Source organism: Rhizobium sp. X9 (genome assembly GCF_018873185.1).
GTDB lineage: Bacteria > Pseudomonadota > Alphaproteobacteria > Rhizobiales > Rhizobiaceae > Agrobacterium > Agrobacterium oryzihabitans.
In genome coordinates this window covers 1,510,773-1,533,550 of record NZ_CP071312.1, presented here as the reverse complement: position 1 = coordinate 1,533,550, position 22,778 = coordinate 1,510,773, and the positions used below count along the sequence as shown (strand labels likewise).

General features: G+C 59.7%; 20 protein-coding genes. 16 read left to right on the top strand and 4 right to left on the bottom strand.

The window, feature by feature from the left end; all coding sequences use genetic code 11:
* The first annotated feature begins 8 nt into the window (after positions 1 to 8).
* From JZY08_RS21940 to JZY08_RS21895, 10 genes are all read left to right on the top strand, one after another.
* The gene (locus tag JZY08_RS21940; protein ID WP_003498350.1) at positions 9 to 1,487 is read left to right on the top strand and encodes a lipopolysaccharide biosynthesis protein; all 1,479 of its coding nucleotides are present in this window, start codon (positions 9 to 11) and stop codon (positions 1,485 to 1,487) included.
* Between the two features lie 371 nt (positions 1,488 to 1,858).
* Positions 1,859 to 3,004, top strand: a complete 1,146-nt coding sequence (locus JZY08_RS21935) for an acyltransferase (protein WP_035243294.1) — start codon at positions 1,859 to 1,861, stop codon at positions 3,002 to 3,004.
* A gap of 4 nt (positions 3,005 to 3,008) precedes the next feature.
* A complete protein-coding gene (locus JZY08_RS21930) occupies positions 3,009 to 3,800 on the top strand; it encodes a glycoside hydrolase family 16 protein (protein ID WP_003498345.1) in 792 nt (263 codons plus the stop codon).
* An 84-nt stretch (positions 3,801 to 3,884) separates the two neighbouring features.
* Positions 3,885 to 5,066: a glycosyl transferase family 1 gene (locus tag JZY08_RS21925; RefSeq protein ID WP_216331700.1), complete on the top strand. Its 1,182-nt coding sequence runs from the start codon at positions 3,885 to 3,887 to the stop codon at positions 5,064 to 5,066.
* A 17-nt stretch (positions 5,067 to 5,083) separates the two neighbouring features.
* The gene (locus JZY08_RS21920) at positions 5,084 to 6,082 is read left to right on the top strand and encodes a glycosyltransferase family 2 protein (protein ID WP_003498341.1); all 999 of its coding nucleotides are present in this window, start codon (positions 5,084 to 5,086) and stop codon (positions 6,080 to 6,082) included.
* A complete protein-coding gene (locus JZY08_RS21915; RefSeq protein WP_216331699.1) occupies positions 6,079 to 7,023 on the top strand; it encodes a glycosyltransferase family 2 protein in 945 nt (314 codons plus the stop codon). Before JZY08_RS21920 ends, JZY08_RS21915 begins: the two co-directional genes overlap by 4 nt.
* A complete protein-coding gene (locus tag JZY08_RS21910) occupies positions 7,023 to 8,042 on the top strand; it encodes a glycosyltransferase family 2 protein (RefSeq protein WP_216331698.1) in 1,020 nt (339 codons plus the stop codon). Before JZY08_RS21915 ends, JZY08_RS21910 begins: the two co-directional genes overlap by 1 nt.
* 82 nt (positions 8,043 to 8,124) lie before the next feature.
* Positions 8,125 to 9,030 carry a UTP--glucose-1-phosphate uridylyltransferase gene (locus JZY08_RS21905; protein ID WP_216331697.1) on the top strand — a complete coding sequence of 302 codons (906 nt, stop codon included), beginning with the start codon at positions 8,125 to 8,127 and terminating at the stop codon, positions 9,028 to 9,030.
* Between the two features lie 107 nt (positions 9,031 to 9,137).
* Entirely contained in the window at positions 9,138 to 11,486 is a 2,349-nt protein-coding gene (locus tag JZY08_RS21900) for a polysaccharide biosynthesis tyrosine autokinase (RefSeq protein ID WP_003498333.1), read from the top strand.
* Between the two features lie 247 nt (positions 11,487 to 11,733).
* Positions 11,734 to 12,678 (top strand): glyoxylate/hydroxypyruvate reductase A, encoded by a 945-nt coding sequence (locus tag JZY08_RS21895; protein ID WP_216331696.1) that lies wholly within the window; start codon positions 11,734 to 11,736, stop codon positions 12,676 to 12,678.
* A gap of 18 nt (positions 12,679 to 12,696) precedes the next feature.
* Here the strand turns inward: JZY08_RS21895 and JZY08_RS21890 are convergent, their stop codons facing one another.
* Both JZY08_RS21890 and JZY08_RS21885 read right to left on the bottom strand, forming a co-directional pair.
* Entirely contained in the window at positions 12,697 to 15,672 is a 2,976-nt protein-coding gene (locus JZY08_RS21890) for a PAS domain S-box protein (protein WP_216331695.1), read from the bottom strand.
* A complete protein-coding gene (locus JZY08_RS21885; RefSeq protein ID WP_137067615.1) occupies positions 15,626 to 16,060 on the bottom strand; it encodes a hypothetical protein in 435 nt (144 codons plus the stop codon). Before JZY08_RS21885 ends, JZY08_RS21890 begins: the two co-directional genes overlap by 47 nt.
* Here JZY08_RS21885 and JZY08_RS21880 point away from each other — a divergent pair.
* From JZY08_RS21880 to JZY08_RS21870, 3 genes are all read left to right on the top strand, one after another.
* The gene (locus tag JZY08_RS21880) at positions 16,038 to 17,036 is read left to right on the top strand and encodes an ABC transporter substrate-binding protein (RefSeq protein ID WP_082185124.1); all 999 of its coding nucleotides are present in this window, start codon (positions 16,038 to 16,040) and stop codon (positions 17,034 to 17,036) included. The two genes, JZY08_RS21885 and JZY08_RS21880, sit on opposite strands and share 23 nt — an antisense overlap.
* Before the next feature lie 225 nt (positions 17,037 to 17,261).
* The gene (locus JZY08_RS21875) at positions 17,262 to 18,149 is read left to right on the top strand and encodes a proline/glycine betaine ABC transporter permease (RefSeq protein ID WP_137039393.1); all 888 of its coding nucleotides are present in this window, start codon (positions 17,262 to 17,264) and stop codon (positions 18,147 to 18,149) included.
* Positions 18,142 to 19,203, top strand: a complete 1,062-nt coding sequence (locus JZY08_RS21870) for a glycine betaine/L-proline ABC transporter ATP-binding protein (protein ID WP_003498320.1) — start codon at positions 18,142 to 18,144, stop codon at positions 19,201 to 19,203. The genes JZY08_RS21875 and JZY08_RS21870 overlap by 8 nt, the downstream gene beginning before the upstream one ends.
* Here the strand turns inward: JZY08_RS21870 and JZY08_RS21865 are convergent.
* Entirely contained in the window at positions 19,195 to 20,439 is a 1,245-nt protein-coding gene (locus tag JZY08_RS21865; RefSeq protein WP_216331694.1) for a TIGR03862 family flavoprotein, read from the bottom strand. The two genes, JZY08_RS21870 and JZY08_RS21865, sit on opposite strands and share 9 nt — an antisense overlap.
* A gap of 52 nt (positions 20,440 to 20,491) precedes the next feature.
* Here JZY08_RS21865 and JZY08_RS21860 point away from each other — a divergent pair, with 52 nt between their 5' ends.
* The 3 genes from JZY08_RS21860 to JZY08_RS21850 are packed head-to-tail and all read left to right on the top strand — an operon-like array spanning position 20,492 to position 22,439.
* Positions 20,492 to 21,079 (top strand): YigZ family protein, encoded by a 588-nt coding sequence (locus JZY08_RS21860; RefSeq protein ID WP_216331693.1) that lies wholly within the window; start codon positions 20,492 to 20,494, stop codon positions 21,077 to 21,079.
* A 56-nt stretch (positions 21,080 to 21,135) separates the two neighbouring features.
* Entirely contained in the window at positions 21,136 to 21,804 is a 669-nt protein-coding gene (locus JZY08_RS21855) for a pseudouridine synthase (protein ID WP_216331692.1), read from the top strand.
* Between the two features lie 8 nt (positions 21,805 to 21,812).
* Positions 21,813 to 22,439: a class I SAM-dependent methyltransferase gene (locus JZY08_RS21850; RefSeq protein ID WP_216331691.1), complete on the top strand. Its 627-nt coding sequence runs from the start codon at positions 21,813 to 21,815 to the stop codon at positions 22,437 to 22,439.
* Here the strand turns inward: JZY08_RS21850 and JZY08_RS21845 are convergent, their stop codons facing one another.
* Positions 22,440 to 22,625 carry a hypothetical protein gene (locus JZY08_RS21845; protein WP_216331690.1) on the bottom strand — a complete coding sequence of 62 codons (186 nt, stop codon included), beginning with the start codon at positions 22,623 to 22,625 and terminating at the stop codon, positions 22,440 to 22,442.
* Positions 22,626 to 22,778: the final 153 nt, after the last annotated feature.

Here is a 22,778-nt window from a genome sequence, read left to right as displayed (position 1 = left end):
ATGCTTGTATGCCCCCAGCTCCAAATGTAAAGACCATCACCACGAATGTCGGTTGGAGCGTCCTGTCAAAGACAGGCACATTCGGGCTTAAATTTGTCACTGTTCCCATTCTCGCGCGACTGCTTTCACCGGAAGAATTCGGTGTGGTGGCGGTAGGACTAACGGTTGTACAGTTTCTGACCATGATCGCCGGTGCGGGGCTGACCTCCGCGCTGATCGTCGAAAAGGAAGAGGATATGGATACGATCCATACCGTCTTCTGGGCCAATCTGGCGATTTCCTGCACCATGGCCGCCGTCCTCTACATATGGGCGGAGTTTTTCGGCGGGCTGCTGGGCGCCGTGGAAAGCGCCTATCTGCTGCGCATTATGGCCTTCCTCATTCCGCTGCAGCTGGCGGGCGATGTCGCCTATTCGCTGCTTGCCCGGCGCATGAATTTCAGCAAGGACGCGCTGTGGAGCATGGCGTCCGAAAGCATCGCGGCTGTGGTCGCCGTCGCTCTCGCCCTTCTCGGCTTCGGCGTCTGGGCGCTCATCATCCAGCTTTTTGCCGCCGCCCTCATCCGGCTCGTCGGGCTTTACGCCGTTTCCCGCTATTGCCCGCGTTTCGTCATGAAACCGCGCCGCCTCGTGCCGCTTCTCGGCTTCAGTTCCGGCCTGATGGGGTCGGAAATCGCCAATTTCGTCACCTTCCAGTCACCGATGGTGGTGATCGCCCGGCATCTCGGCCTTGCCGATGCGGGTGCCTATTCCGCCTCCAACCGCTTTGCCAGCATTCCCAATCAGGTCGTGCTGTCAGCCGTCATGGGTGTTCTGTTCCCCGCCTTCAGCCGAATGATGGACGATCCGCAGCGCCGGCGTGATGCGCTGATGTTCAGCACGCAGGTGCTGACCGTGCTGCTTGCGCCGATGATGTTCGGCCTATGGGCGGTGGCCGAGCCGGCCATGCTGGTAATCTTCGGACAGAACTGGGCCTATGCCTGGCCGGTTCTCGGTCTTCTTGCCCTGTCAAAGGCGATTCTGACACCGTGCAGCACCTTCATCCCCTATCTCAAGGGCGCGGGTTATGGGCGCGTGCTGTTCTGGTCGGCGACGATCCGTGCGGTCGTCACCACCGTCGCGGTCTGGGCAGCCGCCGTCTACGGCACACTGATCGATGCGATGATATGGCTTTGCATCGTCAATGCGGTCACTCTCGTCGCCTATTCCTGGGCCGTGTTCAAGGCAAGCGATACGCCCTTTTTTAGCGGTCTCTACATCAGCAGCAGACCCATGATTGCAGCACTGGTGATGGCGGTTTCGGTGCGTTACCTGCTTCACGTCCTTGCAGACCGTATCCCCAATGCGACCGTTCAGGTCCTCGTGGGAGCGGCAGTTGGCGGCGTCATCTATGGCGTGCTGATCCTGCTCACGGAACGCACGCTGTTGAAGAAGATCCTCGGCATGGTGAAATCGCGGCGAATGCGGGAGAACGCAACCCAAGGTTAACGTCACGCCTGCAAAACGCGCCTCATTTCCGCCGTTAACCGGCCATCGCTGCGGCGAATTCGTCTATGGCGGTGGGGCGTGAAACCATTGTTTTTGCGGCGCAGCATCACGACAAATGACAAATTCACACGCTTCAGCGATTTTTAACGATAGCTGAAATTACAAAAAACACATCTATTTCAGTTACTTGACTTTGCGAAGGCGCGAGGGAGGCCACGAAGCCAGACATTCACCCGCAAAATCTAAGCTTGTGTTTTTCCCGCGTCGCCACATTTTATCCCAAAGTCGAAACCAGACTTTCCAGTGCGGGCTTAAGTTCGCTCTGGTTGCAACGCGGCGTGGGTGGACGCCGCCCAATAGGGGTGACTGATGTGACTGTCGATCAGAACCTATCCTCCCGTATCAATTTGATGCGCATCTTGCTGATCTCCGGGATCGTGTTCGTCCATGTGCCGCACGATGCCGAAACCAGCCCTTTTCTTGGCCTTTACGGCTTCTTCGACTGGCTGCGGGTTTTTCTGGGCGACGCGCTCTTTCGCATCGGCGTGCCCTGTCTCAGCGCCATTTCCGGTTATCTGCTGTTTCGCCGCGGCATGAGCGGTTTCGATTATCCGGCAACGATACGCTCCAAGTCAAAAACCGTGCTGCTGCCCTTCCTCCTCTGGAATGGTGCGCTGTTTGCCGCCGTTTTGCTGATCCAGGTCTTCGACGTGGGTGTGGGCTATTTCCCGGATCTCTGGAATGCCAGCCCGCGTGAAATCATCAGCCATGGAACGGCGCTCGAGGAACTGCCGGTGAATGTGCCGCTTTATTTCCTGCGCGATCTGTTCGTCTGTATCCTGCTGTCGCCAGTGCTCGCCTTTCTCATGCGCCGCTTTGCGCTGCCGACGCTTGCCATCCTGCTCTTCATCACCGCCATGCCGGATCTGACGATCTTCATCGTTCAGAAGAAGTCCATCCTGTTCAGCTTTTCGCTCGGCATTGCGCTCGCGCTCCACCGCATCGACGTCAAGGCACTCGACCCCTATGCCCTGCCGATCATGGCGCTGACCTTCGCCGCCTCTGCGTTGCTGGCGACGGGCCTCTATTTCACCGGGCCGGAATTCACCTTCTGGCTGAACATGTCGCGCAATCTGCTCGCCGTCTTCGGTGCGCTCGGTTTCTGGGCATCGTCTGCGCTCTTGATCCGCAGCAGGCTTGGCCGGCGGCTTTCCGAAACCGGAAGCCTGAGCTTCTGGATATTCTGCGCCCATTACCCGTTGCTCGTCATCATGTGGATGGTTTGGAACAAGGGCGGACCCGATTTCTACCCCGCCTTTTATATCAGCGCGACGCTTTCCGCCTTTGTCATTCTGGTGATCAGCAACGCCCAGACCCGCAAATACCTGCCGGCCGTCTACGCCGTGCTCACCGGAAGCCGGAGCGGCAAACGCAAGACGGCCGATTTTGCCACAAAACGGGCTTCCATGATCGGGCCGCCCACATCCGAAACGCTTTATTCGCAACGACAGAGGTGAACCAATGACAACATTTGTCACCCGCGTTCAGACACGCATTCTTCTTGCCGCCGCCCTGCTGGCGGCACCCTTCACGACACCGAGCCAGGCACAGGAAGGCAACGGCGCCTCCTTCATCGAGAACTTCGATGCCATGGACAGGTCGTTCTGGTACGTGTCAGACGGCTGGAACAACGGTGCACATCAGAACTGCACCTGGTCCAAGAAACTGGCCACGGTCGAAAACGGCCAACTGACCCTTGGTTTTGAAGAAGGCAAGGCCGGCGAGCGCAACTTCACCTGCGGTGAAATCCAGACCAAGGGGCGTTATCGCTACGGCACCTATGAAGCACGGATGAAAGCCGCCACCGGTTCCGGGCTGAACTCCGCCTTCTTCACCTATATCGGCCCGACCGACAAGAAGCCTCACGATGAAATCGACTTCGAAGTACTGGGCAAGAATACCGGCAAGGTACAGCTCAACCAGTATGTTTCCGCCAAGGGCGGCAATGAGAAGCTGGTACCGGTGGAAGGCGGAGCCGATGCCGGTTTCAACGACTATGCCTTCGTGTGGGAGCCGCAGCGCCTGCGCTATTACGTAAACGGCCAGCTCGTCCACGAAGTGACGGACGAGACGAAAATCCCGCAGAACGCCCAGAAGATATTCTTCAGCCTGTGGGGAACGGACACGCTGAAGGACTGGATGGGTGCCTTTTCCTATTCCGGCGCAACACAGATGACCGTCGACCGGTTTGCCTTCACGGCGCTCGGCGACAAATGCCAGTTTCCCGAATCCATCGCCTGCGCCCTTAACTGACTGCATTTTTGAACCGACGCGCTTTTTTGAACCAAAACATAAGCTGCTGCGTCTTTGACGCATGAACCCAACCGGAACCCCTGCATGACCCATGTTCTTTATCTCGCGCATGACCTGTCGGACCCCGCCATTCGCCGGCGGGTGCTGACCTTGCTTGCGGGCGGGGCGCGGGTGACGCTGGCGGGTTTTCGGCGCGGACAGAACAGGCTGGCGGAGATCGAGGGCGTCGTACCCGTCGTTCTCGGGGAAACGGCCGATGGGCAGTTTCTTCAGCGCATGGCGGCTGTAGCGAAAGCCAGTCTCTCGCTGGGCAAAACCTTGCGCGGCATACCCACACCGGATGTCATTCTTGCCAGAAACCTGGAGATGCTGGCTCTCGCGAAACGGGCCATGTCTCTTTACGACCGCCAGCCGGCGCTGGTTTATGAATGTCTCGACATTCACCGCCTGCTTCTCAACAAGGGCAAGCCCGGGCAGATGCTGAATGCAGCACAGCGTTACTTCGCACGCGACGCGAAGCTGCTGATCACCAGTTCTCCGGCATTCGTAGACCATTATTTCAAGCCCGTATCCGGCCTCAACCTCCCCGTCCTGCTGCAGGAAAACAAGGTTCTGGCGCTCGACGCCACCGTTGCCGCCACGCCGCAACCACGCGCCCCTGCCCTCGGCGAACCATGGAAAATCGGCTGGTTCGGCGCGCTTCGCTGCCGCAAATCGCTCGAAATCCTCGCCGATTTTGCGAAGCGCATGGATGGCAAGGTCGAAATCATCCTGCGCGGCCGCCCGGCCTATTCGGAATTTGCGGATTTCGATGGCTTCGTGGCCGCCGCCCCGCATGTGCATTTCCACGGTGCCTACAAGAACCCCGAGGATCTGGCCGCCATCTACAATGAAGTGCAGTTCACCTGGGCGATCGACTTTTTCGAGGAAGGCCAGAATTCGAGCTGGCTTCTGCCCAACCGGCTCTACGAGGGCTGCCTTTACGGCACCCTGCCGATTGCACTGGCAGGCACGGAAACTGCCCGTTTCATCGAAAAGCGCGATATCGGTTTTGCCCTGCAAAATGCGGGAGCTGACGATCTGGCCGCTCTTTTCAACAGCATGACGCCGCAAACCTACGCGGAAGCCTTCGGCGCCCTCTCGGCGCTCGATAAAAAACAATGGCTGACCGACCGCGACGATTGCCGTCAGCTGGTCCAGCAATTGTCCTCTCTCGCCAAATCCGCTTCCGGCCATGCCCGGCAAGCGCAGTTTTCACCCGTGTAGTGCGTAGGGGGCAAATCATGGAAGGTCTTGGTCATTCCGGCATCAGAACTCTGATCGTCATTCCCTGCCTCAATGAGGCGAGGACGATCGAGGGGCTGCTCAATAAATTCACGGCTGCGATGCAGGGGCGTTTTTTCCGCATCGTTGTCGCCGATGGCGGCAGCACGGACGGCACCCGCGACATCGTTTCAGCCTTCGCCGCAACGGATGACCGCGTCACGCTTCTCGCCAATCCCAAGCGCATCCAGAGCGCCGGCATCAACCTTGCCGTTGCCACTTTCGGCGAGGATTTCGATTATCTCATCCGTATCGACGCCCATGGCGATTATCCGGATGATTATTGCCAGCGTCTGATCGAGGATGCCGATCGCACCGGCGCGGATTCCGTCGTTGTCGCCATGGACACGGTAGGACACGGCCTCTTCCAGAAAGCGACGGCAATCGCCCAGAATTCCAAGCTCGGCAATGGCGGCTCCAAACACCGCGAAGGCGCGAAAGGCCACTGGATCGACCATGGCCACCATGCGCTGATGCGGATTGCCGCCTTCGATGCGGTCGGCGGTTACGATGAAAGCTTCAGCCACAATGAGGATGCCGAACTGGATTTCCGACTGCGCAAATCCGGTTTCCGCATCTGGATGACCGACAAAACCCGCATGACCTATTATCCCCGCGCCAGCGTCATGCCGCTCTTCAGGCAATATCTCGCTTATGGCCGCGGCCGCGCGAAGAACCTTTTGAAACACCGCTCGATCCCGAAGATCCGCCAGATGATTCCTCTCGCCGTTCTGCCGGTCTTCGTGCTTGCCTTACTCTCGCTTGTACATTGGGCAGCACTTATTCCGCTCGGCCTCTGGATCGCCGCATGTCTGGGTTATGGCTTGTGGATGGCAATAGGTCAGAAGAACCCATACGGCCCGCTCGCCGCCTTTTCCGCAATGGTGATGCATCTGGCGTGGTCCACCGGCTTCTGGCTGGAACTCCTGAAATTCCGGGGAAGAAAGGCTGTCTCATGACCGACAACACCGTCGCCAACCCGCAATATTCCAAAACCGTCGATATCGGCATTTGCACATACAGACGTCCGGCGCTCGTCGCCACACTTCTGTCACTCTTCGAACTGGAGGTGCCGGAAGGCGTGAAAGTTCGCCTGATTGTTGCGGATAATGACGAGGAGCCGAGCGCCAGGGCCAGTGTGGACCGCCTGCGCGAAACCGCCCCCTTCGAGATCACCTACGTGCATTGCCCGAAGTCGAATATTTCGATTGCCCGCAACGCCTGCCTGTCGGAATGCCAGGCGGACTATCTGGCCTTCATCGATGATGACGAGACCGCGCCGCCGCATTGGCTGGTTGCCCTTCTGGAAAAGGCCGACGAAACCGGCGCGGAAACCGTTCTCGGCCCGGTAACGGCAGTTTATCGTGAAAATGCCCCGGGCTGGATGAAACGCGGCGATTTTCACTCGACCGTTCCCGTCTGGGTAAATGGCGAGATCATCACCGGCTATACCTGCAACACGCTTCTCAAGATGGATGCGCCATCGGTGAAGGGCCGGCGTTTTGCGCTGGCGCTCGGCCAGAGCGGCGGTGAGGACACGCATTTCTTCTCGCATCTTCATGCTGCCGGCGGTCGCATCGTCTTTGCGGAAAAGGCCGTGCTCTCCGAGCCGGTGCCGGAAAGCCGCGCCCGTTTCATGTGGCTTGCCAAACGTCGTTTCCGCTCCGGCCAGACCCATGGCCGTGTGCTTGCTGAAAAGAAACCAGGTGCAAGACGCGTGATGCAGGTGCTGAAGGCGGGATCGAAAGTGCTCTATTGCGCCGTCTTTGCTGCTTTGAACGGGTTTAACGCCGTGCGCCGCAACCGTTATGCGCTGCGTGGCGCTTTGCACATGGGCTCGGCCAGCGGCGCTTTCGGGGTGCGTGAAATCCGCCAGTACGGCGCGGTGGAGGCGACCTGATGGAAAACCTCACATCGCAACCCGCCGATATTTCCGGTCTCGGACCGGATATCAGCTTCGTCATCGCCGCCTATAATGCCGCCGATACGATCGAAGCCGCCATTCAGAGCGCGCTCGACCAGCAGGGCGTGACGCTGGAGGTTATCGTCGTGGACGACCGCTCCTCTGACGAAACGATCCAGCTTGTCGAAACCATTGCCGCCACCGATCCGCGTGTGCGGCTGCTTGCGCTCGAACAGAACCTCGGGCCGGGCGGCGCACGCAATGCCGGCATCGAGACCGCGACCGGACGCTGGATCGCCGTGCTCGATTCAGACGATGTCATCCGCTCCGAACGCGCCGCCTGCATGATGTGCCGGGCGGAAGCCGCCAATGCCACCATCGCGGTCGACAATCTCGATGTCGCCTATATGGACGGCAGGCAGATGGAGACAATGTTTCCGGAAGAGTTTCTGGAGGAACGACCGGTCCTCACCCTTGAGGACTTCATCTCCTCCAACATTCTTTTCCGCTCCACCTTCAACTTCGGTTACATGAAGCCGATGTTCCGGCGCGATTTCCTTGATAGCGAGGGGCTGCGTTTCCGCGAGGATATCCGCATCGGCGAGGACTATATCCTGCTTGCATCGGCGCTCGCCGCCGGCGGCCTCTGCGTCATCGAGCCGAAGCCGGGTTATGTCTACAACATCCGCGAAGGCTCGATCTCGCGCGTGCTCGAAATTCATCACGTCGAAGGCATGATGCGGGCGGATCAGGAGTTTCTGAGCCATTACGCATTGCTGCCCGCCGCCATGGATGCGCAGCAGGCCAGAAGCCGCAGCCTGCGGCTGGCGCATAATTTCCTGACATTGGTGGAAGACATCAAGCGCCGTTCGATTATCGGCGCGCTGAAGACCACGATCAGAGATCCCGCCGTGCTGGGCCATTTGAGAATGCCCATTGCCGTGCGGCTGAAGAGGTTGCGGGACGCGATGTTTGCGCCCGCGGCAAATACTGGGGTGAAAAGGCAGATTTCGTAAAATTTGTGAGCGGACAAATCTGTGCGCGGAGAAATCTGCAAGCGGACTGGGGACAGATCAAACCTTGATGAAGGAGAACGCGATGGACCTGAACAAAACTGTCAGAAAAGCCGTCATTCCCGTAGCCGGCAACGGCACGCGGTTTTTGCCCGCCACCAAGGCGATGCCGAAGGAAATGTTGACGATCGTCGATCGGCCGGTCGTGCAATACGCAGTCGATGAGGCCATGCAGGCCGGTATCGAGCACATTATTTTCGTAACCAGCCGCAACAAGACCGCCATTGAAGACTATTTCGACAGCGCGCCCGAGCTTATCAACACGCTCACCCGTTCCGGCAAAACGGTGCAGGTATTGCAGCTTGAAAAGATGCTGCCAGTCGCGGGCACCGTCAGTTACACGCGCCAGCAGGTGCCGCTCGGCCTCGGCCACGCCGTCTGGTGCGCGCGCGAACTGGTGGGCAAGGAGCCTTTCGCGCTGCTTCTCCCGGATATGGTTTCCTATGGCGCACGCGGCTGCATTGCCGGGCTGATGGAACTTTACGACGAGGTCGGCGGCAATATTCTCGGTGTTGAAGAATGCCTGCCGGAAGAAGTGTCGTCCTATGGCGTCGTCGGCGTCGGGCAGAAGGTCAATCACGGCTTTGCGGTCACCGAAATGGTCGAGAAGCCGGAACCATCCAAGGCGCCTTCGAATTATTACCTGAACGGCCGTTATATTCTGCAGCCGGAAATCTTCGATATTCTCGCCAAACAGGAGCGCGGCGCGGGCAATGAAATCCAGCTGACCGACGGCATGAAACGGCTCGCCGAGAAGCAGGTCTTCCATGCGCAGAAATACACCGGGCGCACATTCGACTGCGGCAGCAAGCAGGGCTTCATCGCCGCCAATGTCGCCTTCTCGCTCATGCGCGCCGACATGGAGGCCCAGGTTCTCGCTTCCGTGAAGGAACTGGTCGCAAACCACGAAAGCCGCGTCCAGGCGGCCTGACTTTAATCGCGCCGCCGGGGAGGCGGTCGGCGCATCGATAACGGGGGGCGGGAGGCGAGCCAAGGCTCGGCTTCCCGCGTACCATTTTTAATTCACAAGGTAGGTCCATGCACCACAAGACCTTTAAATCCAATATCGGCTTTCCGGATCCCGGCAAGGATGCCGACACGTTCATCGACCTCGACCGCCTGTGGGCCGCCGTGGTTCGCCGTGCCAATGTCATTGCCGCCTCGGTCATCGCCGCCGTGGTTCTGGCCGGTCTTTATCTGGTGCTTGCGACCCCCGTTTACACCGCGATGACGCAGGTGCTTCTGGATGAAAGCCTTTCCCGCTACGCGGAAGAGGAATCACCGGTTCCCGCCGCCCAGATCGTCGACAACCGCATTGCAAGCGCCGTGGAAATCCTGAAGTCAAAGGAAATGGCGCTGACCGTGGTCGACAAGGCCAGGCTTTATGAGAATGACACCATCGTCAATCCGCCGATGTCGCCGGTGGAACTCGTAAAATCCTCCGTGCGCGGCATCGTTGATCTCATCCTGCCGGGTGACCCGCCCGCTTCCGAAGCCGCAATCCGCGCCGGACGCCGCGAAAAGGCGGCCGCCGTGCTGCAGCAATCGCTGACGGTGGAGCGTGTCGGCCGCAGTTCGGTCATCGCCATTTCCACCCGCTCGACGGACCGGCAGCTTGCAGCACAGATCGCGAAAACCTATGCGCAGGCCTATCTGACCGAACAGCTGAACGCCAATTTCGATGCCAGCGAGCGCGCCTCCGTGTGGCTGCAGGAACGCATGACCGACCTCAACCAGCGTGCCCAGGCGGCCGAACTGGCGGTGCAGAAATTCAGGTCGGACAATAACATCGTTTCCTCGCGCGGCGAGCTGATGTCGGAAAGCCAGCTTGCCGATCTCAACGGCCAGCTTATCGCCGCGCAGGCGGATGCAGCGACCGCGTCGGCCCGTTATGGCCAGTACAAATCCATAATCGACCGTGGTCCGGATGCAGCCGTCGACAATGCGGTCGTTTCCGCACGCGACACCGACAATTCCGTCATTCAGGATCTTCGCAAACGCTACATTACAATCTCTGACCGTCTGCAGGGCGTCGCGCAGCAATTCGGCGCCGATCATCCACAAGCGGTCGCGCTGGACAGCGAAAAGAAAGAGGTTGCGCGCCAGATTTATCAGGAACTGCAGCAGCTGACCGGCAGCCTGAAGAACGAATATGAAGTTTCCAATTCCCGCGTGCAGTCGCTGCGCGACAGCATTGACCGTGTTGCCGGCAACAACTCGCAGGCCAATGTCACCATGGTGCAATTGCGCGAGCTGGAGCAGCGGGCAACCGCGTTGCGCACGCTCTATCAGTCCTATCTCGGCCGTTTCGAGGAAGCCTCGCAGAAGCAGTCGCTGCCGATCGCCAAGGCCCGCATCATTTCCGAAGCAGGTCTGCCAACGGCGCCTTCGAGCCCGAAAAAGACCATGACCATGGCGCTTTCGGTCATCCTCGGCCTGATGCTGGGTGGCGGCATTGCAGCGCTTCTCGAATTCCGGGATCGCTTCTTCCACACCGGCAACGATGTGCGCGACAATCTGCGCATGCGTTTTCTGGGCTACCTGCCCTTTATCGGGGAAAGGGGCGTAGAGCCGGCAAAAACGGGCACCAGCGCGGCCACCCCCGGCAGCGAGAACACCACCCTCGACGAAAGCGGCCAGGTCTCGTTCCAGAAGATGCTGCGCCTTGCCGTCGACAGCCCGCGCTCCAGCTTTGCTGAGACGCTTCGCAATGTGAAGCTGACGGCGGATGTCGTCATTCAGGAACGCCAGTGCCGGGTCATCGGCGTCATCTCCTGCCTGCCGAACGAAGGCAAGTCGGTCGTCGCACTCAATCTGGCCGGGCTGATCGCCTCCACCGGCAAACGCACGCTGGTGGTGGATGCCGACATTCGCAACCCCGGGCTCAGCCGCATGCTGACGACACGGCAATCCGCCGGTCTGGTGGAGGTCGTCCTTGACGAAATCCCGTGGACGCAGGCGGTGAAGGTCGACACCCGCACGAAGATGGGCATCTTGCCGGTTTCGACCAGCAACCAGTTCGCCCATTCAAGTGAATTGCTGGCTTCCTCCGGCATGCGCAAATTCATCGAATCGGCGCGTGAGGCCTGCGACTACATCATCGTCGACCTGGCACCGGTTGTTCCCGTCATCGATGCGAAAGCCTTTGCGCCGCAGGTCGACGGTTTTGTCTTCGTCACGGAATGGGGCAAGACGCCGATCCAGATGGTGCAGAACCTGATGGCGAATGAACCCCAGATCGCCAACAAGACGCTGGGCATCGTGCTCAATAAGACCGACATGACGGAATTGCAGCGTTACGCCGGCCCGGGCGGTTCGGAGCACTACCATGAGAGCTTCTCGGCCTATTACGGCGACGCCAAGCCTCCGGTGAAGGAGAACGCTTAAGCGTTGATCCGCCGCAAGGTGGCAGCGGACACAACTCAAGAACCTCTCCGTCGTCATCCTCGCCCTTGAGGCGAGGATGACGACGAGGGCTGAGAACGGGTGCAGCATTTTTTAGACTGCCGATGGCCAGAAAATCGTCTTGCCGAAAAATCTCTTCGGCGTGAATTTCGCCGTCCGACCTATGGCATTGCCTCCCGAAATTGCGCATTGATGACGGAAAGAGCAATCGCAGGCAGGACCGAATTTCATGTCATCACCCATCGCCTTTGTTTCGCGGATGAATGCGGAGACGGAAACCGTCTGGAAGGAGGCGCTGCGCGCTGCGATGCCGCAGGAGCACATTCTTTCCTTTTCCGAACTCAGCGAAGAACAGCGGCGCATGGTGGAATTCGCCATCGTCGCCAACCCTGACCCGGCAGACATTGCAGCACTTCCGGGCCTCACATGGATCCACAGCCTGTGGGCCGGCGTCGAACGGCTCGTGCTGGAACTGGGAGAGAAGGCACCGCCGATTGTCCGGCTGAAGGACCCGGAGCTTTCGCGTGTCATGGCGGAAGCCGTGCTGGCATGGACATATTATTTGCAGCGCGACATGCCCGCCTATCGCGACAACCAGCAAAAAGCCCTCTGGCAAGAACTCGACTATCGCCATCCGGGCGAGATGACCATCGGTCTGCTCGGCCTCGGTGCACTCGGCGCGGCTGCGGCGGAGCGCCTGCTTCACGCGGGCTTCAATGTTACGGGCTGGAGCCGCTCGTCCAAGGCAATCGAGGGGGTGGAAACGCTGACGGGCGATGACGGGCTGCAAGGATTGCTGGAGAAAAGCGACATCCTCGTCTGCCTGGTGCCGCTCACCGATGCGACGCGCGGTCTCGTGAACGCCAGCCGCCTCGCCGCAATGAAAAACGGTGCCGCAATCATCAATTTCGCCCGCGGAGCCGTCATCGTTGCCGACGACCTAATCGCGGCGCTTGATTCCGGCAAGCTTTCGCACGCAGTCCTCGATGTGTTCGAACAGGAACCACTGCCTGCAGCATCACCATTCTGGCAACACCCGAAGGTCACCGTGCTGCCGCATATTTCCGCGCCGACCAGCCGGGAAAGCTCGGCACGGATCGTCGCCAGCAATGTCCGGACATGGCGCGAGACGGGCACCCTGCCGGAAACGGTCGATATGGCGCGCGGTTACTGAGACAGGACGGCGGGCGGTCTACTCCCCGGCCGACGTCTTTGCCGTATGCGCCAGTTCGACGGCCGAGATGATCTGCTGTTCGTCATAAGGCTTGGTCAACAGCACAGCGGTTTCCGGCGCTCCTTCCGGCATATGGCTGTCACCCGTTGCAAAAACGACGGCCAGTCCAGGCTTCCGGCGCAGAGCCTCCACCGCCAGCTCGCCGCCCTTCATGTCCGGCAGACCGATATCGGTGACGAGAACATCGATATGTTCCGCCTCGATCGCTTTCAGCGCCTGTGCCGCATTTCCGGCCTCGACCACGGTGAAGCCGCTATCCGACAGCATCTCCGTCGAATTCATCCGGATCAGCTCGTCATCCTCCACCAGAAGCACACGAACCGGCCCGTTTTCATTTCCAATAGTCTTCGCAGGTTCGACGGCCTTTGAATGGTTCGATGCAGATGCCGACCTCCCTTTCACCAACGAAACCTGTTTGCGATTGGCTATGACGTGGCGGATGCGCCGCGCCAGCGCTTCGCGCGTATAGGGCTTGGAGAGAAGTTCAACCCCGGCATCCAGCTTGCCGCCATGCACGATGGAGTTTTCCGTATAACCGGAAGTGAAGAGCACCGCGAGATTTGGCAGCCGTTCCTGTGCCCGACGCGCCATTTCCCGGCTTTTCAAAGGCCCGGGCATCACCACGTCGGTGAAGATGACATCGATTGGAATGCCGCTTTCGACCACCGTCAAACCGGCCTGCGCGTCGCGGGCGGTCAGCACACGATAGCCGAGATCGTTCAGCGTCTCGACGACGGTGCCACGCACCTCTTCGTCGTCTTCCACCACCAGGATCGTTTCGGTTCCACCTTCGACAGGGCCGGTCGGCATGACCACTTCCCTGTCCTCGTCGGCGGCGGAGCGCGGCAGATACATCTTCACAGTCGTGCCCTGCCCCACCTCGCTATAGATGTTGACGTGACCGCTGGACTGTTTTGCAAAACCATAGACCATCGAGAGGCCAAGACCCGTGCCCTTGCCCTCCGGTTTGGTCGAGAAGAATGGCTCGAAAACCTTTTCCAGAATATCCGGCGACATGCCCGATCCGGTATCGGTGACGGCGAGCATGATATATTGCCCCGCCGAAACCTCCGAGTGTTTGCGGGCATAATCGCGATCGAGCACCGCATTGCCCACTTCAATCGTCAGCTTGCCATGCCCTTCCATGGCGTCGCGCGCATTGATCGCGAGATTGAGAAGTGCGTTCTCCACCTGGTTGGGGTCGGCATAGGTGTTCCACAGGCCGCCGGAGGTGATGACCTCCACCTCGATCGCCTCGCCGAGCGAACGGCGCAACAGATCGTCCATGCCTGTCACAAAACGGGCAATGTTGATGACACGCGGCTCCAGCGCCTGCCGCCGGCCGAAGGCCAGAAGCTGGCTTGCAAGCTTTGCGCCGCGATGGACACCCGCCAGCGCATTCTCCAACCGTCGCTCGGCGCGCTCATTGCCGGTCACATCCTTCGACAGCAATTGCAGATTGCCTGCGATTACCTGCAGCAGATTGTTGAAGTCATGCGCGACGCCACCCGTCAGCTGGCCGATGGATTCCATTTTCTGCGCCTGCTGCAGTGCCCTTTCGGTCTGGCGGCGCTCGGCGATTTCCGTCTCGACACGAGCTTCCAGCCCTTCGTTGAGCTGGCGAAGCTGCTCTTCGGCTCTTATGCGGTGGCGGATCTCGCGTTCGAGATTGCTGGCATGTTCCTTCAGCGTATTTTCGGCGCGCTGCTGTTCGGTGACATCCGTGTGGACACCGACCCATTCGGCAATGGCGCCGGCCTTGTCGAAAATCGGAACGCCACGGATTGCAAAGGTGCGGTAGACGCCGTCATGGCGGCGCACGCGGTGCTCCCACACATAGGTCGTCCGCGCGGAAACGGCTTTTTTCCAGCTTTCCAGCGAGTGTTCCCTGTCGTCGGGGTGAACCGCCTCGACCCAGCCAAACCGCTGATAGTCGTCAAAGCTCTGCCCGGTCAGCGCGGCCCAGGCCGGTTGCTCACCCAGCATCATTCCTTCGGCGCTGTTGGTCCACAGCACACCGTGCACGGCATCCACCGCGGCGCGGAAACGGTTGTTGCTGAGCACGATCTCCTGCTCGGCGCGCTTCCTCTCCTCGATATCGATGATCAGGACATAAATACCGTCGATGGACCCATCGGCGATATAGCGTGGAACGTAACGGATTTCGGCGGAACGCTTGCTGCCATCCGGTCTGCTGATCACGGTATCGGAAACAATCTTCTCGCCGCCGAGCGCACGATCGAGATAGGCCCTGCGCGACTCGAAGAACGCCTCGCCGACAATGTCGGGAACGCTGCGGCCAATCACCTCATCGGCGCTGCGGCCGAACCATTCCAGATAACCGTCATTGGCGAATTTATAGACATAGTCGCGATCGACATAGCCCACCAGGATCGGCAGGGCATTGGTAAGTCGGCTTAGTTCCTTGCGGCTCTGTTCCAGCGCCTCGACGGCCTTCACCTTATCTGTATTGTCAAGGACGGTGCAAAGGACACCGTCCACCGTGCCGCCCTCATTGTAGATCGGCGTGTAGAACAGGTCGAAGATCACCTCTTCCGGGCGGCCATTGCGCATCAGCGTCATCGGCTGGTCGCGATAGGCCATGACCTCACCGCGAAAGCCGGCTTCGAGAATACGGCTGTTCCAGTCCCATATTTCCGGCCAGATGCCGGGCACGGTTCCGCCCAGCGCCTGAGGATGATAATTGCCGGCGATTTCCGCATAGCCGTCATTGTAAATCATCACATGATCGGCGCCCCACATCAGCACCTGCGGAATGGGCGAATTGACGACGGAATTAGCCTTCTGCCTCAGATTTTGCGGCCAGTCGCTAATCGCACCGAGCGATGTCTTCGACCAGTCGAAGCCGCGCACAAGCTCACCCGTTTCACCGCCACCGATCGGCCATACCGGGGCAGCACGAAAATTGGTCATTCAATATCACCACAAAAAAAGAGACGAAATTTCCCGTAATACAGAACGGAATAAATGTCCAAGAAAACAGAAACTTCGTTTTATTGTTCCCGGCTTTTTCAGATTCCGGATAAGTTCCAGCCGCGACGAAAATGACTGCATGCATCACCGGCAAAGCGGCGGGAAAGCGACATCCACAAGCCGCAAATTTTACAGATGCACCCGGTAAACGTGATGATTGATTGACAATTGCCATCCTCAATACGCCAGAAATTGCCGCAAACGGAACGACAACAAAGGAATTATTAAGCCTCAATACAAACGCTGACGGTCGCGGTGCCGTCCGCACCCGGGTCTCCGCCACACCGCGACCAGAGGGAACAAAAATGAAAATACTTTTGGGTGCCACAATTCTTTCCGCCGGCTTCGCCTTTTCAGGCGGCGTTGCCTTTGCCGCCGACTGTGGAAACGTCACCATCGCCAGCATGAACTGGCAATCCGCCGAAGTCGCCGCCAATCTCGACAAGCTCATTCTTGAAAAAGGCTATGGCTGCGCCGCCGAAATCGTCACCGGCGATACCGTGCCGACATTGACGTCCATGGCCGAAAAGGGCCAGCCGGACATAGCGCCAGAGGCCTGGGTCAGCCTGCAGCCGGAAATCGTCAAACAGGGCCTGGAAGGCGGCAAGGTCGTCGCAGGCGCCAAGATCCTCTCGGACGGCGCCGTTCAGGGATGGTGGATTCCGAAATATGTCGCGGACGCCAATCCCGACCTCAAGACCATTCCCGATCTCTTCAAACATCCCGAACTTTTCCCATCGCCCGAGGATAAGGCCAAGGGTGCCGTCTTCAACGGCCCGCAGGGCTGGGGCGGGACGGTCGTTACCGCCCAGCTCTTCAAGGCTTTCGGCGGTGAGAAGGCGGGCTTCACCCTCGTCGACACCGGCTCCGCCGCCGGCCTCGATGGCTCCATCGCCAAGGCTTACGAGGCCAAGCAGCCATGGGTCGGTTATTACTGGGCGCCCACGTCGCTGCTGGGCAAATATGAAATGGTGAAACTCGGCTTCGGCACCGAATATGACGCCGCCGAGTGGAAGCGCTGCACGTCCGTCGCCGACTGCGCCGACCCGAAGCCAAATGCTTGGCAGGTGGACGACGTGCAGACGCTGGTCAGCAAGACCTTTGCCGACCGCGCCGGCCCGGCCATGGATTATCTGAACAAGCGCGCCTGGACCAACGATACCGTTAACAAACTGATCGCCTGGATGACAGACAACCAAGCGACGGGCGAAGATGGCGCCAAACACTTCCTGAAGGAAAACGAGGCCCTCTGGACGGGCTGGGTTTCTCCTGACGTCGCGGAAAAGGTCAAGGCCGCCCTTTAAGGACGGCGCGACACATCTTTCCGGTAGAAGGCGTCCGTCAATGGCGGCGCCGAGCCGCATCGATGCCGGAAGGCCAATTGGCTTTCGTGGAGGCACGATGCGTCGGTTCGACAGAATAGAGCGTTCCGTCTGGCCTGGGAACAGACGTGCGGCGCTCTGACGATCTTACTCCCGGAGCGCGGAGGATTTGGGTCCCCGCCTCCGCTTCGTCATGGAGAACAGGATATGGAATGGCTTTTCAAATTTCCGACCATGAATGACGATGCCCTGCGTGCGCTGAAGAAAGTCATCGACGAGGGTTTCCGGGCATTCACCCGAACCTATGGCAGCGCGATAGAGGGGCTCTTCACGCCCCTCCAGAGCTTCCTCATCTGGGCGGAAAGGCTTTTGATCGGCGCGCCCTGGCCGGTCGTTATTCTTATTGTCGGCGTGCTTGCCTGGTTCGCCAGCCGCAGCGCCACCATTGTTGCGCTGTGTTGCGGTATTCTTTTTGCCATCGGCTGGTTCGGCATGTGGGAAGACACGATGAAGACGGTCTCGATGATTTTCGTCTGCGCCGTTCTGTCCATCGTCATCGGCCTGCCGATTGGCATCGCCATGGCGCGCTCCAACCGCCTGCAGAATGTCGTCAATCCCATTCTCGACGTCATGCAGACGATGCCGAGTTTCGTCTACCTCATTCCCGTTGTCATGCTGCTCGGCATCGGCCGCGTGCCTGGTGTTATCGCCGTCGTCATCTACGCCATTCCGCCGATGATCCGGCTCACCAATCTCGGCATCCGCATGGTCGACCGTGACGTTCTCGAAGCCGCCGACGCTTTCGGATCGTCAAAGCGCCAGAAACTCTTCAAGGTGCAGCTGCCGCTCGCACTTCCCACCATCATGGCTGGCATCAACCAGACGATCATGATGGCGCTTGCCATGGTGGTCATCGCCTCCATGATCGGCGTGCAGGGTCTTGGCCAGCCGGTGCTGAAGGCCATTGCCAACCAGTATTTCACGCTCGGCGTATTCAACGGGCTTGCCATCGTCGGCATCGCCATCATCTTCGACCGCATCAGCCAGGCCTATGGCCTTCGACTGCAAAAACACCGGGAAGTGGCGCATGGCTAGTCAATCGATCGAAATCCGCAGCCTCTACAAGATCTTTGGCTCCAAGGCGGCGGACTATGTCGACGCCGTGCGGGGCGGCATGTCCAAGACGGAACTGAATGCCAGACACGGTCACGTGCTCGGTCTTCGCGATATCAGCATCACTATGCCCGGCGGCCAGATCACCGTGATCATGGGTCTTTCCGGCTCGGGCAAATCGACGCTGATCCGCCACGTCAACCGGTTGATCGACCCGACGGCCGGGGAAATCCTCTATGGCGGCACCGATGTCTGTCGCCTCAACGAAGCGGAACTTCTGGAATTCCGCCGCCACAAGACGGCGATGGTGTTCCAGAAATTCGGCCTGCTGCCGCATCGCAACGTGCTGCAGAATGTCGTCTACGGGCTCGAGGTGCAAGGCGTCGACAAGCGCGAGCGGGAAGAGCGGGCCGAAGTCTGGATCCGGCGCGTGGGGCTCGAGGGCTTCTCCAGCCACTATCCAAACCAGCTTTCCGGCGGCATGCAGCAGCGCGTTGGCCTCGCCCGGGCGCTCACCAACAATGCCGAAATCCTGCTGATGGACGAGGCCTATTCGGCGCTCGATCCGCTCATCCGCGTCGACATGCAGACGGTGCTGCTGGAACTGCAGAAGGAGTTGAAAAAGACCGTGGTCTTCATCACTCACGATCTCGACGAAGCCCTGCGGCTGGGCGACAAGATCGCCATCCTGCGTGACGGCGAAATCATCCAGCAGGGCACGGCCGCCGAAATCGTCATGTCACCGGCCGACAGCTATATCGAAGCCTTCGTGGAGGAGGTCAATCGCGGCCGCGTCATCCGCCTCGGCGCCATCGTCCAGCCGGAATTTTCCGGCCAGTCGCGGCTTCAGCTCGCTGCGGATATGACGGTTGAAGAGGGCCTGCGCGCGCTCGTCCGGGAAAATGTCAGCAGCGCCACGGTCGTTGGAGAAAACGGCAAGTCGCTCGGCACCGTCACCACCGACGCCATCATGCGCTGTCTCGTCAGAACCGCCTCTGGCGAAGACGCAGACATGGCGGAACGGCTATCAGGCTGATCCTTCAAGCCACCTGGCAATGCCCTTGGCGGCGACCTTGCCGGTGGCGAAACAGGCCGTCAGCAGATAACCGCCGGTCGGCGCCTCCCAGTCCAGCATTTCCCCGGCGGCAAACACGCCGGGGAGCCTTTTCAGCATGTAATTTTCATCAAGGCCGCCCCAGACGATACCGCCGGCCGATGAAATCGCCTCGGCAATCGGCCTTGGCCGCAAAAGCGGAATTTCCGCATGTTTTATTCTTGCGGCGACCAGATCATCCGGCATGGCCGCTATATCGGGAAAGATTTCCCGTAGAAGCCCAACCTTGACGGCGGAGAGGCCACCAGCCTTGCGCAGGCGGTTTGCGAAACTTTCCTTGCGGCCGAGCTTTGCCAGATCCAGGCTGAGGCGCTCCACGGTGCGCCCCGGCGCGAGATCAACGACAAGCGAAACCTTGCCCTTCTGTTCCAGCCGGTCGCGCAATGCAGCGGAATGGGCGTAGATGACGCTGCCCTCAACCCCGTGCTGCGTCACCACGAACTCGCCCTGAAACGCACCTGCGGGAGAAATGGTGATGACGGATTTCAGCGCCTCGCCTGCAAAACGCTGCCGGAACACATCGCTCCAGTCGACATCGAAACCGCAATTGGCAGGTCTGAACGGGTCAAGCGCCACGCCCTTTGCCGCCAGTGCTGGAACCCATGCGGCATCGGACCCCAGACGCGGCCAGCTTGCGCCGCCGAGCGCCAGGAGAACGGCATCGGCCTCGACGGCAACCTCGCCCTCGGGTGTCGCGAAAACCAGTCGATCGCCTGAAAAACCCGTCCAGCGGTGCCGGGTCCTGATGGTCACACCCTGCGCCTCCAGCCGGGCGAGCCATGCCCGCAACAGCGGCGAGGCCTTCATGACGGTTGGAAACACCCGGCCGGAGGTGCCGACGAAGGTTTCCTGCCCCAGACCCTGCGCCCAGTCGCGCAGCATGTCGGGTGTGAAGTCGTCCAGCGCCGCGCGCAGTCTTGGCCCGGCTTCGCCAAAACGATGGACGAAACTGCCGTAGTCTTCGGCATGGGTGATGTTGAGACCGGATTTCCCGGCCATCAACAATTTGCGCGCCACGGTCGGCATCGCTTCGAACACCGTCACGGCATGGCCTGTAGCCGACAGCACTTCGGCCGCCATCAGCCCCGCCGGCCCGCCGCCGACAATCGCGACCCGCCTTGCTTCCTTCAAAACCCGCTCCATCGCCATCTTAGCCATCGTGGCCTTATACCGATTTCCGTGACTGAATATATGCGATATTGAAACGCGCATGTTCACGCTCGATCGACCCGTCACCTTTTCGCAGGATATCAAGAAAAGCCGCTTCATCGCCTTTGCAGCACCCGTGACCGGTGAGGAAGACGCGAAAACCTTTCTGGCGGCGCATTCTGATGTCGATGCAAATCACAATTGCTGGGCCTGGCGAACCGGTCAGACCTATCGTTTCAGCGATGACGGCGAACCTTCCGGCACCGCCGGAAAACCGATCCTTCAGGCAATTGATGGTCAGACGCTGGACAATGTCGCCGTTCTCGTCATCCGCTGGTTCGGCGGCATCCTGCTCGGCAGCGGTGGCCTGATGCGCGCCTATGGCGGCACGGCGGCGGCCTGCCTTCGACTTGGAGAAACCTCGCCGGTCATCGCCTATGTCAGCGCGACACTGAGCTGCCCCTTTTCCGATCTGGCTCTGGTGAAATCGCGCCTTTCCGCCACACAGAATCTGCGGGTGGAAAGGGAGGATTTCACCGGCAGCGGTGCGGATATGCTGCTTTCGGTTCCGGCGGAAGAGGCAGAGCGCCTGACACGGCTCATCAGCGATCTGACCAGCGGGCGCGTCAATCTCGATATTCCGGACTAATATCATATTGTGGGTCGGCATCTGGCCCGCTGCGCGATTTGTGCTAAGGAAGCGCAATGTCATCTGAGCTTTCCAACCCCGTCTATCATCCGCCGCTCGAACCGTGGCTCACTATCGTGCATCGGGATGACGATCTGCTGGTGCTCGACAAGCCGAGCGGGCTTCTGTCGGTGCCGGGGCGCGATCCGGCGCTGTCCGACAGTCTTTTGACGCGTGTGCAGGAGCAATTTCCAAAAGCGCTGATGATCAACCGGCTGGACAAGGATACCTCCGGTATCGTGCTGATGTCCCTGAACCGCAAGGCGCACGCTGCTGTCGCCGCCCAGTTCGAGAACCGCCAGACGCGCAAATCCTACGTGGCCGTCGTCTGGGGAGAGATCGAAGGCGAAGAGGGTGAAGTGGACCTGCCGCTCGCGATCGACCCGGAAAACAAGCCCCGCCACCGCGTCGACCATGAAAATGGCAAGCCGGCGCAAAGCCTGTGGCGCGTGCTGGAAAGATTGCCACTTCCCGCAACGAGGCTCGCACTTACCCCTCTCACCGGCCGCACCCATCAATTGCGGGTGCATATGAAGGCTCTCGGCCATCCGATCCTTGGCGATGAATTTTATGCCGAAGGTGAGGCGCTTGCCGCCGCGCCGCGCCTGATGCTGCATGCCGAGGCGGTGGGCTTTCGCCACCCGGATGGCCGTGACGTCACCTACACCGTGCCCTGCCCGTTTTGAGGCCTGCGATGAAAGAACAAGACGAAAGCTTCGTGGTGGATTTTGTCGGCGGTGCGGTCGGGCATCGTTTCCGCTCCGGCGAGGGGCGTGGACAGGCCCTGCCGAAAGCCGCAGGCTTCACGAAAGGCCGCACCCCAAAAATCGTGGATGCCACGGCAGGGCTCGGGCGGGATGCCTTTCTGCTCGCATCACTCGGCGCGGAGGTAACCTTGATCGAACGCTCGCCGGGCATGCATGCCCATCTAGCAGACGGCATTCGCCGCGCATTGGAGGCCGGCGGCGCCTATGCGGAGGCCGCGTCGCGCATGACGCTGCTGCAGGGTGATTCAAGGCACCTGCTGAAAGAACTTTCGCCGGAAGTGGTGATTGTCGACCCCATGCATCCGCCGCGCCACAATACGGCGCTGGTGAAAAAGGAGATGCGGGTGTTGCGCGAACTGGTGGGATCCGATCCCGATCAGGTGGAACTGATGGAGGCGGCGCTTGATAATGCAACGAAACGGGTTGTTCTTAAATGGCCCCTGCGCGCCGAACCTATGCCGGGCATTCGCAAACCCTCGCATCAGATAATGGGCAAGAACACCCGTTATGATGTCTTCATGATCTTAGGGAAATCTCTCGACCCGGAGGAATGATCAGCGGAAATTCGGTTTGCACTGCGCATTCATCAGAAGCTCGTGCCGCGAAGCGAACTCGCCGAACAGCTTTCTGAGCCGGGTCTCCTCGGTCTTGTCCAGTCGGTAACGGCGACAGAATTCTGCGACATTGAGGATCGGCTTGGTTCTGTTCCCGTCTATGGTCTTGTTATCGATGATCTGCATGGCGCCCTCCGTACAACCAGAGGGAAACGTGGATGCATGATTGCGGTTCCCTACGAATTCGTACGGATGATAAAAGAGGGCGTCGCCTGCACACGAACTCATCAAGTTTTCTTGAAGCTATCGCAAGAAACGAAATCCTCCCCAAATGGTTTG